General features: G+C 70.7%; 9 protein-coding genes, 2 pseudogenes and 1 CRISPR repeat array. Of the genes and pseudogenes, 7 read left to right on the forward strand and 4 right to left on the reverse strand.

Annotation, left to right across the window (positions count from 1 at the left end):
- Positions 1–890 precede the first annotated feature (890 nt).
- Positions 891–1,313 (reverse strand): DUF6193 family natural product biosynthesis protein, encoded by a 423-nt coding sequence (locus ACFRCG_RS12445; protein ID WP_380030785.1) that lies wholly within the window; start codon positions 1,311–1,313, stop codon positions 891–893.
- Positions 1,314–1,601: 288 nt separating this feature from the next.
- On the opposite strand from ACFRCG_RS12445, the gene mobF reads away from it, so the two are divergent.
- Both mobF and ACFRCG_RS12455 read left to right on the forward strand, forming a co-directional pair.
- The gene (gene mobF, locus ACFRCG_RS12450; RefSeq protein WP_380030787.1) at positions 1,602–6,422 is read left to right on the forward strand and encodes a MobF family relaxase; all 4,821 of its coding nucleotides are present in this window, start codon (positions 1,602–1,604) and stop codon (positions 6,420–6,422) included.
- A 1,155-nt stretch (positions 6,423–7,577) separates the two neighbouring features.
- On the forward strand, positions 7,578–8,279 hold the full coding sequence (locus tag ACFRCG_RS12455) for a hypothetical protein (protein WP_380030788.1): 702 nt from the start codon (positions 7,578–7,580) through the stop codon (positions 8,277–8,279).
- A gap of 203 nt (positions 8,280–8,482) precedes the next feature.
- Positions 8,483–9,426: a CRISPR direct-repeat array (repeat unit 29 nt; unit sequence GAAGTCCCCACGCAGGTGGGGGTGAGCCG).
- A gap of 44 nt (positions 9,427–9,470) precedes the next feature.
- On the opposite strand, the gene ACFRCG_RS12460 is transcribed toward ACFRCG_RS12455, so the two are convergent.
- Both ACFRCG_RS12460 and ACFRCG_RS12465 read right to left on the reverse strand, forming a co-directional pair.
- Complete coding sequence (locus ACFRCG_RS12460; protein WP_380030789.1) at positions 9,471–9,683, reverse strand: hypothetical protein; 213 nt, start codon at positions 9,681–9,683, stop codon at positions 9,471–9,473.
- Positions 9,680–9,907, reverse strand: a complete 228-nt coding sequence (locus ACFRCG_RS12465) for a hypothetical protein (protein WP_380030791.1) — start codon at positions 9,905–9,907, stop codon at positions 9,680–9,682. The genes ACFRCG_RS12460 and ACFRCG_RS12465 overlap by 4 nt, the downstream gene beginning before the upstream one ends.
- A 533-nt stretch (positions 9,908–10,440) precedes the next feature.
- Between ACFRCG_RS12465 and ACFRCG_RS12470 the strand changes: the two genes are divergently transcribed.
- Positions 10,441–10,758 carry a 4a-hydroxytetrahydrobiopterin dehydratase gene (locus ACFRCG_RS12470; protein ID WP_380030792.1) on the forward strand — a complete coding sequence of 106 codons (318 nt, stop codon included), beginning with the start codon at positions 10,441–10,443 and terminating at the stop codon, positions 10,756–10,758.
- Between the two features lie 101 nt (positions 10,759–10,859).
- On the forward strand, positions 10,860–11,423 hold the full coding sequence (gene cyaB, locus ACFRCG_RS12475) for a class IV adenylate cyclase (protein ID WP_380030794.1): 564 nt from the start codon (positions 10,860–10,862) through the stop codon (positions 11,421–11,423).
- A gap of 41 nt (positions 11,424–11,464) precedes the next feature.
- Here the strand turns inward: cyaB and ACFRCG_RS12480 are convergent, their stop codons facing one another.
- Positions 11,465–11,956 (reverse strand): hypothetical protein, encoded by a 492-nt coding sequence (locus ACFRCG_RS12480; RefSeq protein WP_380030795.1) that lies wholly within the window; start codon positions 11,954–11,956, stop codon positions 11,465–11,467.
- Positions 11,957–12,383: 427 nt separating this feature from the next.
- Between ACFRCG_RS12480 and ACFRCG_RS12485 the strand changes: the two are divergent.
- From ACFRCG_RS12485 to ACFRCG_RS12495, 3 genes and pseudogenes are all read left to right on the forward strand, one after another.
- Positions 12,384–12,665: pseudogene (locus ACFRCG_RS12485) on the forward strand (helix-turn-helix domain-containing protein); the annotation flags it as partial.
- Between the two features lie 67 nt (positions 12,666–12,732).
- Positions 12,733–13,154, forward strand: a pseudogene (locus ACFRCG_RS12490) (hypothetical protein).
- Positions 13,155–13,264: 110 nt separating this feature from the next.
- Positions 13,265–14,020, forward strand: coding sequence for an SDR family oxidoreductase (locus ACFRCG_RS12495; protein WP_380030937.1), 756 nt, complete (start codon positions 13,265–13,267; stop codon positions 14,018–14,020).
- The last annotated feature ends 49 nt before the right edge of the window (positions 14,021–14,069 follow it).

Consider the following 14,069-nt stretch of genomic DNA (forward strand, 5'->3'; position numbering starts at 1 on the left):
GTCTGTCGTCGGCTCAAACCAACCACACCACCTTCGATCCACCCGGGGCGGCGCCACCACTAGGGCTGTAAACCACCCCCCGGGGGGGGCCGCCCCCCCCACCCCCCCGCCCCGCCACTACCCGCACCAACACCCCACCCACAACAGCCGACACACCTGGTGCACTATCAGTGGTGTTGCGCGTGGCGGGGCGGTCGAGGGCCGGAGAATGGTGGCCGTTCGGTCGTGTACGTCGGCGGGGGCAGACCGTTGGGTCGGTTCGGTCGGTATGGCACGGCCTTGTGACAGGCGTCGGTTCTCGACGGGATCCATCCTCGGGGCGTCGTTGATTCGTTGCTGCTGCAGGACCACCTGAATCGGCGGGGCCCGGCAGGACAAGCACCAAGTCCGCGCCGGTGCCGACCCGACCGTGACCGGTCCGGAGGGTGGCTGGCCTCCGTGTCGGGACGGTCCGAGCCACCCGGGTCGCCCACTGAGGACCGGGCTGGGCAACGTCCGTCCCGCTGACCGGGCACCGACCCTGCCTCTCGGCCGACACCCGGTGGGATTACGGCGGCTCGCCGTCACTGAGGCTGTCCGCGGCTCCTTCGACCGGGCCCACGAAGCGGTGACACGCCGCTGCGGGAACGTGCTCGGCACACGCAGGCTCGAAGAGTTCGTGGTCGCCGCCGGCGGTCGACATCGACGGCTTCCATCGGACCATGATCCTGGTTCCGTGCAGCCGTGAGATGCCGCTGGTGGTTCAAGTGCACGGCATAGGTGGGCGCCCGCCGGTGCCTGCCCGCGGCCGAAGCCATCCTGCGACTGCGTGCGGTCGTCTCCCACGGCGACCTTGCCCTGTTCGATCACCAGGCGAGTTCCGGTCGTGTTCGGTCAACGGACCGAGGCCGTCATCCGTCCGTCGTGCGCTTCGTCAGCCGACTCCGGACCTCCTGGGCCATGACCTCCACCGCGACGGCGGGATCATCGGTCTCCACAACGACGCGGCCCTCGGCCGGCGGGTGGGCGATTACCGAGTACACGCCGGGACCGGCCGCGATTCCCGGGAACCCCTCCGTGCCGAAGTCACGCCATGAATCGGAAGTGCACACGCTCAGGGTGTTCATGCCCTTCCACGGATAGAGCGAGGACAACAGCGGATCGGCGACCGCGGCTTGGAGCAGCAACCACATCGATGGTGATGCCCAGTCATCCTCCGAATGGGGTGGCCGATGGCTGTCCAGCAGCTCGACCCACACCTCGTCATGACTGCGACCGGCAGCTGAGTTCATTGCCCGACGATGGTGCTCACCGCTGGGCAGGGTCAAGGTCATCTGCAATCGTGGTCGTCACTCGAAACGAGCCGCGCCTCCCTGAAGGCCGAGGCAGTCGCGACGCGTTGGCTTCGGGGAGGGTGTGGCCGCGTTCGTCCGCCGCCCCTCGCCCGCGACACCGTCTGCGGGTCGGCTTCCTTGCCCGATGGGCCCCGGCTCCTTGCCCGGACGCCGCTGCTCGTGCGGGCGTTGGTGGGCGGGCCGTGGTGGTTTCTAGCCTCGCCCCATGGTGGCTCGGGGGATGGATCAGGTGCGGCGGGGCGGCGGGGCGGGGGTGGTCGCGCCGTGATGACGCTGCACAAGCTCGGGCCGAACGGGTGGGAGTATCTGGTCGATTCGGTGAGCGTTGCCGACGAAGGGCGTGGGCTCGGGCAGGATCTCGGGGCCTACTACGCCGCCACCGACAATCCGCCCGGGGTGTGGACCGGGGCGCTGGCCGAGGTGTTGGGGGTCGCCGGGACGGAGGCCGATCGCGAGCAGATACGGAATCTGTTCGGGCGGGGGCGGCATCCGATGTTCGTTCGGGAGTACGCGCGTGCGCTCGTTGTGCTGCTCGACGATGGTGGGTCCGCCGCCGGTACCCTGCCCGGCCTCGGCTCCGGCGGCTCCGCCGCCGTCGACCCCGACGTCCTCGCTCGGGCCCTCGCCCGCCATCCCTCCGCCGTCGACCACCTCCTGCCCGGCGCCGACGTCGCCCATCGGGTCAACGAGCGCATGGCCGCCGAAGGTGACGGCGTCACCGGCGCGGCGCGCGCCACGCTGCGCGAGCGCGTCCGCGCGGAGGAACGGGCCGCCGACGCCCGGCGCGTCGCGGGCCTCGCCCGCCGCCTGGCGAAGAGCGGCGACGCCGACGAGCGGGTCCTGGCCGACGTCCTCGTCCGCGCCACCCCCGCCCAACTCGCCGCCGCCGCGGACGGGCTGCAACTGGGTCGCGCCTTCCCCGTCCACCGCACCGTCGCCGAGCGCGCCGAGACCCGCTTCGTCGCGCACGCCGCCGCCCACCCCCACGCCACCGAGGCCGATCTCGCGCACGCCAAGACCGAGATCCTGCGCGAGGAGGACACCCGCGGCGAGCGCCAGGCCGTCACCGGATTCGACCTCGTGTTCTCGCCGCCCAAGAGCATCTCCACCGCCTGGGCCCTGGCCGTGGTCACCGGCGACGACGCCACCCGCCTCGCCCTCGAGGAGGCGCACGACGAGGCGGTACGCGCCGTCATCGAACGCCTGGAGAACGACGTGGCGTTCACCCGCCTGGGCGCCGGCGGCGCGGCGCAGGTCAAGGCGCAGGGCGTCGCCGCGGTGGCGTTCGTGCACCGCACCTCCCGCGCCGGCGATCCGGACCTGCACACCCACGTCATCGTCTCCACCAAGACCCTCGGCCCCGACGGGCGATGGCGCTCCCTCGACGCCCGCGCGCTGTACGCCGCCAAGGTCACCCTCAGCGAGCAGTACAACTCGACCGTCCTCGACGGTGCCACCCACCGCCTCGGCTGGGCGACCGCGGTACGCGCCGACCAGGTCGACCACGGCAGCCGCGCGATCCGCGAACTCGTCGACATACCCGCCGAACTCAACGAGGCGTTCTCCTCGCGCCGGGCCCAGGTCAAGGCCGAATTCACCGCGCTGTACCGGCGGTTCCGCGAGCAGCACGGACGCGAACCGCACCGCGGCGAGGAGTACGACCTGCTGCAACAGGCCACCTTGAACAACCGCCCCCGCAAGGACAAGGGCGGCACCGCCGCCGACGAGGCCGAGCGGTGGCGGGAGATCGCCGAGCGTGTCCTGGGCCCGGGATACGCGACCTTCCTCGCCGACCTGACGCGCGACGCGAAAACCCTGCGCGCCGACCACATCGACGCCGAACAGATCGCCGCCTGGGCCGTGGCCACCGTCGACGGCGTCCAACACCACCGCTCCACCTGGACCGTGCGCAACCTCGAGGCGGAGGCCCAACGGGTCACCCGCGACACGGCGTTCGCCTCGCCCCGGGACCGCGCGGCGACCGTGTCCCGGATCCTGCGCCTGGCCACCGCCGAGGACCACCTCCTCGACCCGGACACCGGCACCCGCGTCGTCCGCATCACCCCCGACTCGCTGATCGCCGAACCGGCCTCCCTGCGCCGCCCGGACGGCACCGGCGTCTTCCAACCGCACGCCGCCGTCCGCTACACCAGCACCGCGATCCTGGACGCCGAACGCCGTCTCCTGGCCCACGCCCGCGCCGGCGGGGCGCCGGTCCTGTCCCGCGCCGCCGTCGACGCGGCGCTGGCCGAGTCCGCGCGCGAAAGCGGCCACGCCCTCGCCCCCGACCAGCAGGCCGCCGTACGCCATCTCGCGCACAGCGGCACCTGGTTGACGTCCCTGATCGGCCCGGCCGGCACCGGCAAGACCACCACCCTGCGCGTCCTGGTCCGCGCCGCCGAACTCGACGGCTGGAACGTGATCGGCCTCGCCCCCTCCGCCCGCGCCGCCCGCGTACTCGCCGACACCGCCGGTATCGCCACCACCGAGAACACCCACCAGTGGGCCGCACAACTGCGCGCCGGCGCCGTGGTCCCCCACCCGCGCACCCTCGTTCTCATCGACGAGGCGGGCATGGCCGGCACCCTCACCCTCGACGCCATCACCCGCGCCCACGTCGCCGCGGGCGGCGTCGTCCGCCTGATCGGCGACCCGCACCAACTCGCGGCCGTCGAATCCGGCGGCGTCCTGCGCCACCTCCAACGCCACGCCGACACCGCCGAACTCACCAGCGTCTGGCGCTTCCGCGAACCCGACGGCACCCCACGCACCTGGGAGATCGACGCCTCGCTGCGGCTGCGCGACGGCGACACCACCGTCGTCGAGGAATACCTGCGTCACGATCGTGTCCACGACGGCTCGCTCCAGACGATGACCGACCGCGTGTACCAGGACTGGCGTGCCGACACCGCCGCCGGCCGCGTCTCCTTGATGATCGCCTCCACCAACGCGCTCGCCGGGGAACTGTCCGCCCGCGCCCGCGCCGACCGCGTCGCCGCCGGCGAGGTCGAGCGCGGCGGCGTCCTGCTCGCCAACGGCAGCCGCGCCGGCGTCGGCGACCGCGTCGTCACCCGACGCAACGAACGCACCATGTCCCTGTTCGCCGGCCGCGACTGGGTCAAGAACGGCGACGTGTGGGAAGTGACCGCCCGCGCCCGCGACGGAGCGCTGACCGTACGCCACACCGAACACGGCGGCACCATCACCCTGCCGCCCGCTTACGTCGGCGCCAACGTCGAACTCGCGTACGCCTCCACCACTCACCGCGCCCAGGGCATGACCGTCGACGTCGCCCGCGCCCTGGTCAGCGCCGACCTCGGCCGCGAGAACCTGTACGTGATGGCCACCCGCGGCGCCGCCGCCAACCACCTGTACGTCGTCGTCGACGAGGGCCTCGACCTCGACGGACACGTCCCGGCCGGCCAACGCCGCACCGCCCGCCAGGCGTTGGCCGCGGTGATCGCCCGCGGCACCGCCGAGAACGCCGCCCACGACGACATCGCCGCCGCCCTCACCGCCCGCACCTCGCTCGCCACCCTGACGCCGCGCTACCGCTACGCGCACGGCCTCGTCTCGTACCGCCTCGACGACGAGGAACAGGCACGCGCCGTCGAGGTCGTCCGCGAGACGCTGCCCGAGGCGCTGGCCGAGCAGGTCCTCGACGACGAGGCCTGGCCCGCGCTCGCCTACTACGTGGCGCTCGCGGGTAGCGGCGAACGCGAACGCGATGCCCACGACATCCTGACCCGCGCCTTCACCCACGACGCCGCGGTGACGACGACCGAGGCGGTCGAGGAGTTCGCCGCGGTCAACAGCCCGGCGCAGCTCCTCGCGTGGCGTATGGAACAACGACTGTTCGACGAGGACAAGCCCCCGCGCTCGGGGACGTTGCCGTGGCTGCCGGTGCCGCCGAGGCCGGAATCGGCGCGGGAGCAGGACACGGCGGAGGCCATCGCGTACGCCAGGGCGACATACGACCGCATCGAGGCCCGCGCGGCGCACCTGGCGGTCGCGGCCGTTCCGGGCATCGCCGCGCCGGGCCTGGACGATCGGTCCTGGGCCCTGGCGCTCGGGGCGCTTCCCGGCGGTGGGGCGGGGCGCGAGAGTTGGTTGCGTACGGCGGCCGCGGTCGCCGCGTATCGGGAGACGTTCGACGTACGCGGGCCGCTGCCACTGGACGAGGCGGTCGAGGGCGAATCCGTGCTCAAGACGGTCGCGCGCGACCGGGTGGCCGCGATGCTGGCGGAGCACCGGGGTGGTGAACCCGTCGTGGGGACGTCCGGGACCGACGACCCCTCTCCTGCTCCGCGGCGCGAACTCGCCGCCGGTGACGCCGCCGTCGACTCCGTCGACACCGGGGGGCTCGACGCCGCCGCTCTCGCCCACGCCATCGAGCGGGCCAGGAAGCTGTACCTCGCGCGCCACAACCGCGCCCGCAAACTCCACGATCGGGCCGCCACCATCCTTGCCCGAGCCGAGTCGGGCCAGGGCCCCGCAACCCGCGGCCTGTACGCCAACGCCGTCGAACTGACCCGCCGCGTCGACGCCATCGACCGCGTGGCCCGCCTGGAGAAGACGCTGCGCACGGCTCACGACCGCCTCGGCGCGGCGGTGGTCGCCCTGGGCATGTCCCGCACGGACCACACCCTCGACGACCGACGGGTCCGGGCGGAACGCGTCCGTATCGAACGCGTGGGCGGCTTGCTCGCCCGAGCCCGCCACGCGGCGGGATCCGAATACGAATGGGACGCGGTACGCGCCGAGCAGGCCCACCTGACGCAAAACCGCGAACTCCACCGCGAAGCCGCCGTGGCCGTCGACCGCGCCACGGGCCTGGCCATACGCACGGAGGCCGAGCACCTGGCCGCCCAAGCCGCCGAGACCCGCGCCGAACTGGCGGGCCTACAGGCGGAGTTGCGCACGCGCGTCGGCGCGGCCGGCCACGGCGGGCGCCTCGCCGCGGTCGCCCGGACGCTCGATGCGGCGGGGAGCGGCATGGCCGGAAGGCCCACGCGCTCCGCCAGGGCCGGCGGCGCGTCGGCGCAGCCGGCGCCGTCGCCCGAGGCTGGGCCCGACCTCGCCCGCTGAGCCCGTCCAGGGTTGCCGGATCTCCGCGAGGTGGCAACGCAAGGCGTAGAACGGCGCGGTGGCGGACCTCCCTCAAGTCCGCGAGCCGTCCCGAGCGGGTCACGTTCGAAAGCCTCCGGGCACTTTCCCCGCCGAAGGCATCACCCGACCACCGGGCAAGGGGGCAACACCATCGGCACGCTCCACCGGCCGGTCGGCGACGCCGGAACGCCGCACACCGGCGCCCCTCCCCCAGGACCCACCCCCGGCCCTTCCTCGGGGCACGAACGGGTCGACCTGGCCTGGGAGGCATGGACCAACCACCCACACACTCAACCCCACGACGCCGAAGACGCCGCAGACGCACTCAACAGAAGCTGGCACGCCCTACGCCGAACACTGCGCCAACCTCCCAACCTCGAACACCTGGCCCAGCGCTACAGCGACCTCGAAACGGCCGCCGGCGCACTGCTGCCCCACACCCACCCGGACGCCCGCCGAACCCTCACCGCCGTGCGCGAACGCGCCGGCGAACGGGCGGCGGAACTGAGAGACGCAGCCGCACGCAAAACACCCACACCCACGACAACGAAGCCCACGGCACACGAACAAACACCGGCCCAAGCCCACACAGCGGTACACACAAGCCGAATCGCACTCAACGCGGCCTACACAGCTTGGATGGCCGCCGGCACACATCCCGGCACAAGCCACAACGAGCCCACCCGCACCGCCCTCGACCAAACCTGGACAGCGACTCAGGCGAAATCCCCGGACGAAAGCACCCCGAAAGCTGACAACGTCCCACCTACGCACGAAATCACCCGACAGATCGAGGCTTGCCTAACCCTTGCCCTTCAGGCGAGAACCCTCGCCGCCCGCCCCCAAACCTCAACCACACGCGTCCACCTACACGCCCTACGCGTCCAGGCCGAACACACCGCCCGAGTCCTACGCACCCTCGCCCACACAACGCATCCGCGACCTCTGCCCCTGTCCCCGGAACCCCCGAAAACATCGACCCGTCCCACCCGCTCACACCTCAGCGCACACGATCTGGGCCCCCTGCTCACCGGAACCAGCCCCACCCGCCGCCCCGTTCAGGACCCCACGTCCGCCCCGAACACCGAAGCCCTCCACACCACCTACAACACCTACGTCGCCGACCGCACCATCATGCGAGCGCTATGGCACCGCGCATGGTGGACCGAAGCCACTCCCGAGGAGGTGGCCCGCATCTGGGAGGCGACATCCCACTGGGCGGCCGTAGGCAGCACTTACGCCACAACGACCCTGCGCCACCTCCGCGGCCGCATCCGCCAGTACACCGGCCTCGAACCGGACCTCCCCGCCCCGAACCCCCACCCCGACCGGGTGCCCATCACCGCCCTCGTGCCCAACCCGACACACCCACCGCACGGCACCACGGCTTGGTGGCGCTGCACAGCCCACGACCCGACCACCGACACCCGACTCGCCCCCGAATCCCGCGAACCCGCCACCGCCTGGGAGCACCCCGAGGACATAACCGCCCGAGTACACGGCGACCTCGAACACATACACCGACTCCGTCCCGAGGTCCTACGCCGAGCAATCATCACCGCAGCCCTCGAAGCCGGCAGCACCACGCACCACCCGACCCACCAACTCCGCACGCAAGGGACCGACATCAACCACATCCGCAGAAGAGCAGCTCTGCGACGCGCCCAAGAACAACACGCCACCAGACGCGCCACCCTCCTACGCCACGACCTCGACCCCACCTGGCACTCCAGAGCCACCCCCACCGAGATCACCGCCCTGAAACGTGAGATCCACACCTGGCCCCCAGGCCCACCCCGCAACGACATCCTGGCGTTCCTACAACACCACCTCTGAATCCCGCCCTACGCTGACCACCGCACCCCGCAACCACCAGCCCGAAGAAGGCACCCCAAGGGATGGCAATCTCAACCGATCAAAAACTCGTCATAACCAACCGTCATCGGCCCCAACTGTGAATTCAGGCAGGAACCTTGCCGCAATAACCCTGTTTAGATCACGAATTGGCAAAGCCTCCAAGAACCCGCAGGTCAGCAAGAGAAGTCCCCACGCAGGTGGGGGTGAGCCGGGTGAGGTCACTCTCTTCATCACGCACTCGTTGAAGTCCCCACGCAGGTGGGGGTGAGCCGCCGTCGAGTACTTGGTCCAGGAGCGGAACGACGAAGTCCCCACGCAGGTGGGGGTGAGCCGTCGCAGGTGCGCGTGACGTACTTGCGGTCCCCGAAGTCCCCACGCAGGTGGGGGTGAGCCGGATCGTCCGCGCTTCGACGTACGTGTATTCGCGAAGTCCCCACGCAGGTGGGGGTGAGCCGCAGCTCGGCGAGCAGTGCGTCGGGGATCCATCGAAGTCCCCACGCAGGTGGGGGTGAGCCGTTGGCCCACGGCCATACGCGCCGTACTCATGTGAAGTCCCCACGCAGGTGGGGGTGAGCCTCTGCAAACCTTGCAGATTCGGCCCCTTGCAGCGAAGTCCCCACGCAGGTGGGGGTGAGCCGTGGCGAGCATCGGGGTGACTCGGGGCAACTGGGAAGTCCCCACGCAGGTGGGGGTGAGCCGCCAGGTCAGGGTGGTCAGGGTGGTCGGAGTACGAAGTCCCCACGCAGGTGGGGGTGAGCCGTCCAGCTCGTCAGGCACCGGTCACCCGCCGCGGAAGTCCCCACGCAGGTGGGGGTGAGCCGTCCAGGCGCGCCGCGTCGTCGACGGTGGCGTTGAAGTCCCCACGCAGGTGGGGGTGAGCCGATCGCGACGATCGTGGTCCCGATCTTCCTCACGAAGTCCCCACGCAGGTGGGGGTGAGCCGCCGCACGCCTGCAGGTGCTCGACGAGGTGGTCGAAGTCCCCACGCAGGTGGGGGTGAGCCGCGGCAGAGACAAACGCGCGTAATGGAGGATCCGAAGTCCCCACGCAGGTGGGGGTGAGCCGCCCAGGAGCAACGACGCTCCGGCCCGGGAAGGGAAGTCCCCACGCAGGTGGGGGTGAGCAGGCCCGCCCCCACCTGCGTGGGGCGGACCTGCTTCGTCGTGTCCGCTACAGGTCTCGCTCGGGGCCGTTGCCGCGGATCAGGCGCCGATAGGCCATGCGCTCGGCGACTGCGGTGGCGACTGGTCCGGCGGTGGTCGTGGTGATCAGCGCGTTGCGCATCTCGGCCACGTCGGGTCGCTGCGGGGCGGCTGTGGCAGCCGGTCGGTCGAGCGCGGTTCGCTGGGCGCGGGCAGGGTCGACGTCTGCTGCCTCGATCACTGGTCGGCCGCCCGGGTTGCGACGTGCCGCGCAATCTCACGGTCGGCGAGCGCGGCCCGGATGCCCTCGCTGTCGACCCGGCGTTCGCACCGGTCGCGCAGCGCGGCGACCTGGTCGATGCTGTAGCCGGTAACGGGCACCGGGTCGAGGAACAGTTGCGGCTCGGGCACGGTACTGGTGGGGATGAGATCCAGGCGGTGCCGGGCGATGTCGTCGAGGAGCACCTTGCGGTGGTGGTCCTGGATGTGGATGATCCCGCGCGGCTCGGGCTGGTCGCCGTCGACGGCGGAGATGTACAGCCGCAGCCGGAGGGCGGTGCCTTCCCGGAGGAGGCGGGCACGGCCGGGCGGGCGGTCCTCCGGGCGCGGCGGCCGGAGGAACGTGCCCGCGAGGATGGCGACATCGGCGTCGGTGAGGTGGAACTCAGCGCGTTCGTAGCAGCGCGCGACGTGTTATGGCCGGCTGGGTCTGTACGCGGATGCCGATCGGCTGTGGCAGCAGATCATTCCGTCGCCCGTCGGTCCGGCACGGCGGGACGCCGGAGTGTGGAGCGCACGCCAGGCCCGCGCGAAAGCGGCGCTCGGCCAACCCGAAGCAGCACTCGCCCTGTCCCACGTGGCAGTCGAGGTGGCTCTCGGCACCGGCAGCGCACGGGCCGCACGAGAGCTGTCATCCCTGGAGGCAGAGATGCGGGCGTGGCACGATCACTCGATCGGCCGCGAACCGGCCGAGCTGCTCGCACCGCTGACCTGGAGGCATGACCGTGGCCGAAGCGTTGACTCGCCCTCAGATCGAGAAGATCCTGTCCGTCGACCTGCCCGGCTGGACCACGGACGGTCGCCGTATCGAGCGGACGTATTCGATTTCGCACGTCGCCGGCGCCGCGTTCGTTGTGCACATCGCGGCCATCCAGGACGACTGGGGCCACCACTCCGACGCGACCCTCGGGTACAAGACCGTCCACATCAGCATCAGTTCGAGCGATCTCGGTGGCCATGTCGCCGAGCACGACATCGAGCTGGCCCGCCGCATCGAGGCTGCTGCGCCAAGCCACGGAGCGGTCCCGCTCGACTGACCATCTCGAAGTCCACACACAGGTGGGGGTGAGCCGGACCCCGGACAAGGTTCTGACCAGCCTGTTCGAAGTGCCCACGCAGCTTGATTGATAGGAACCACATGATCGAGGCAGAGCTGAAGGCCCACGTGCGCGACCCGGAGCATGTCCTCGACGCCCTGGAGAAGTTGGCAGTGGGACGTGCCGAGGTCTACCAGGACATTTACTACGACGACGCCCAGCGCACCCTCACGACCGAGGGTCGCGAGCTGCGTATCCGGACCGTGCATGGAGTCGAAACCGTCTCGATGATGACGTACAAGGGTGCGCGGGTCGACGAGGAATCCGGGTCCAAGCCGGAGCACGAGACCCGCATCGACGACGCGCGCGCAGCGCACGCGCTGCTGCGCGGACTCGGGTACACGCCGATGATCCAGTTCGAGAAACGTTGCCGAAACTACGACTTCCACCATGCCGGTCGCCGGCTGCTTGCCACACTCGTGCGGGTCCCCGAGCTGGACGAGACCTTCATCGAAGTCGAATCCCTCGTCGAATCCGACGATCAGGTGGCCGAGGCGTTGGCCGTAGTGCGGGAGGTGCTGAAGGGGTTGGGTATCAGTCACGATGCGTTGACCACGGAGCTGTATACGGAAACGGTAGCCGCCCGACGCAGCGACGCGCGATAGGAAGTCCTCACGCAGGTGGGGGTCGTTTCGTCGCGTTGGGGTCAGCCAACGGCGGACTTCAGGGCGGCTTCGTATGCCTTGCCTTGCTCGGGTGTGAGTGTCTGCGTGATTCGCAGGAGGTAGCCGCCTCTGACGTAGTCGTACTCGCGCATGATCGGCATGTTGAGTGCGGCGGTGATTTTCTGGATGTAGTCGGCGCGCTTCCGGGCCGCCGCTTCGTTCGGCCAGACCTCGATGCCACCACCCCGTGAAATGTCGCCCGGTTCGTCGAGGGCGTCGGCGAGGTCGACGCGGGTGTCGACGAATCCGACCTTGCCCGTGTACTGGCCGGGCCTGCCGAGTTGATGATTCGGGTCGGTGGTCTCGTCGAACGCGGTGATGTCACCCAGCGGTTGGCCGCCGGCCTTGAGCTTGTCCGCGAGTTGTTGTGCGGTCATCGCGTTCGCGGCGGGCGCGGTCTTCGTGTCGCGGCTGCATCCGGCGGCCAGCGCGATTGCGGCGAGCACGATCGCGGCCGATGTGGCTGTACGCATTCGGGGTCCCCTCCCTGTGGTGGGTGGGACCGTAGCGGCGATCGTGCGGCGCCGGCGGCCGAGTTCACAAAGAAGCCGGTGGGATTGAGCCGCCGCACGGTTGATGGGGTACTCGACAGCTCCAGATCATCTACGCAAACGGGGATGAGCTGGTGTAGGCCGTGCATGCCGTCGAAAACAAAGCGAAGTCCCTGCGGCGATGGGGGTGAGCCGCCGTGCGCGTAGCCCCATGCAGCCGGGGGTGAGTCGGTCGTACGCGTCCGGCGCCGGCCCGGAGTCGATGTCGGGCCCGTCGTCCGGCCCGCCGTACGGATCGACCCGCCGCGCTTGCGGCGGAATCGCACATGGCTCGGTGAAGTCGTTCGGCGGCCGGCAACCGCACCACCCGTCGGGTGCACCGGGGCGCGAGCGGATCTACGCTGCCTCGATGGAGATCACCAAGTTGTCCGCCGAGGCGCGGGCCCGGCGGAGCGCCGAGATACGGGAGTTCCTGCGGTCGCGACGGGCTCGGACGACTCCGACCGAGGCCGGTATGGCGGTCGGCGATCCGCGCGGGCGGCGTACGCCGGGGCTGCGCCGTGAGGAGGTCGTGATCCTCGCCGGGGTGGGCGTGTCCTGGTACACGTGGCTCGAGCAGGGGCGGGAGATCAACGTGTCGGCGGAGGTGCTGGACGCGATCGCGCGGGTGCTGCGGATGGACGCCGTGGAACGCGAACACCTGTACCTGCCGGCCGGGTCGAATCCGCCCCGGGTTCCCGCATCGCCCCGCCTACCTGATGGACCGGCATTGGAACCTGGTGGCCGTGAACGATGCGGCGGCGCTGGTGTTCGGTTACGGCGAGCACGACCACAACTGCCTGGTGACGTTCTTCACCAGCGCCCGCTACCGGTCGTCACTGATCCACTGGCGAGATGCCGCGCAGGTGATCGTCGGCCAGTTCAGGGCGGACGCCGCGCGTTACCCGGACGATGCGGAGTTCGGCCGGCTCGCGCAGGACATGTGCTCCGTATCTGCGAGGCCGCCTCCGGCAGAAAGGCCGTTGCCCACCCCGAGGTCGGCCTGCTCCTCTTCGACTACACCACCTTGACTCTCCCGGACCTGCCCGGTCACCGCCTCGTGCTGCACACCCCGGCGGAGGAGCCGACGCAAGAGCGCCTGGGCACCTTGTTGCGGACGACGGTTCCGCATCGCCTCTGAGACCGGGCGCCACCGGCGGGGCCGCTCGGTCCGTGCACCAAGGTGATGGTGCCGGACCCATGTTCGTCCCGCACTGCCGGCACGCCGTCCGGCGCCGCATGATCGTCCGCATGAAGCGATTCACCAACCGAACCGTCCTGATCACCGGTGGCACCTCGGGTATGGGGCTGGCCACCGCCCGGCGCCTGTTGGACGAAGGCGCGTATGTGGCGATCACGGGGCGCACGCAGTCGAGACTGGCCGACGCGGAAGCGGACCTCGATGCCGGCGAGCGCCTGCTGACCGTGCGCGCGGACGTTGCGAACCTGACCGACCTGGACGTACTGATGCGCCGTATCGAGACCTGGCGCGGAACTCTGGACGCGGTCTTCGCCAACGCCGGCACCGGCGTCTTCAAACGCGGCGCCGAACTCACCGAAGCCGACTTCGACCACTCCACCGACGTCAACTTCAAGGGGGTGTTCTTCACCGTCCAAAAGGCGCTGCCACTGCTGAAGGACGGCAGTGCCATCGTGCTCAACGCCTCCTGGACGCTGCATCGGGGCCTTGCGGTCGCGTCCGTCTATTCGGCCACCAAGGCCGCCGTCCACAACCTGGCCCGCACCCTCGGTGCGGACCTTGCCCCCCGCGGCATCCGCGTCAACTCGGTCAGCCCCGGCTTCATCGACACCGAGATGTACCGGGGAGCCGACGACGACCCGAACGCCGACGAACGCAACGCGGCGCAGGTACCGCTCGGGACCATCGGCCACGCCGACGAGGTCGCCGCGGCGGTGGCCTTCCTCGCTTCCGACGACGCCTCCTACATCACCGGTCAGGACCTGGTGATCGACGGCGGCATGGTCGGCTCGGTGCCCCACCTCTGACCCGCGGGGCGATCAGCGCGGCCGGCCGGTCGGCGATGGCCGAGGCCGC

It is taken from the genome of Embleya sp. NPDC056575 (assembly GCF_042793325.1).
Lineage (GTDB): Bacteria > Actinomycetota > Actinomycetes > Streptomycetales > Streptomycetaceae > Embleya.

Bases quoted from the DNA above. Each gene is read 5' to 3' on its own strand.
- ACFRCG_RS12455 (WP_380030788.1), top strand. From the start codon at position 7,578: ATGCGAGCGCTATGGCACCGCGCATGGTGGACCGAAGCCACTCCCGAG.
- mobF (WP_380030787.1), top strand. From the start codon at position 1,602: ATGACGCTGCACAAGCTCGGGCCGAACGGGTGGGAGTATCTGGTCGAT.
- ACFRCG_RS12470 (WP_380030792.1), top strand. From the start codon at position 10,441: ATGACCGTGGCCGAAGCGTTGACTCGCCCTCAGATCGAGAAGATCCTG.
- ACFRCG_RS12445 (WP_380030785.1), bottom strand. From the start codon at position 1,313: ATGACCTTGACCCTGCCCAGCGGTGAGCACCATCGTCGGGCAATGAAC.
- ACFRCG_RS12495 (WP_380030937.1), top strand. From the start codon at position 13,265: ATGAAGCGATTCACCAACCGAACCGTCCTGATCACCGGTGGCACCTCG.
- ACFRCG_RS12480 (WP_380030795.1), bottom strand. From the start codon at position 11,956: ATGCGTACAGCCACATCGGCCGCGATCGTGCTCGCCGCAATCGCGCTG.
- cyaB (WP_380030794.1), top strand. From the start codon at position 10,860: ATGATCGAGGCAGAGCTGAAGGCCCACGTGCGCGACCCGGAGCATGTC.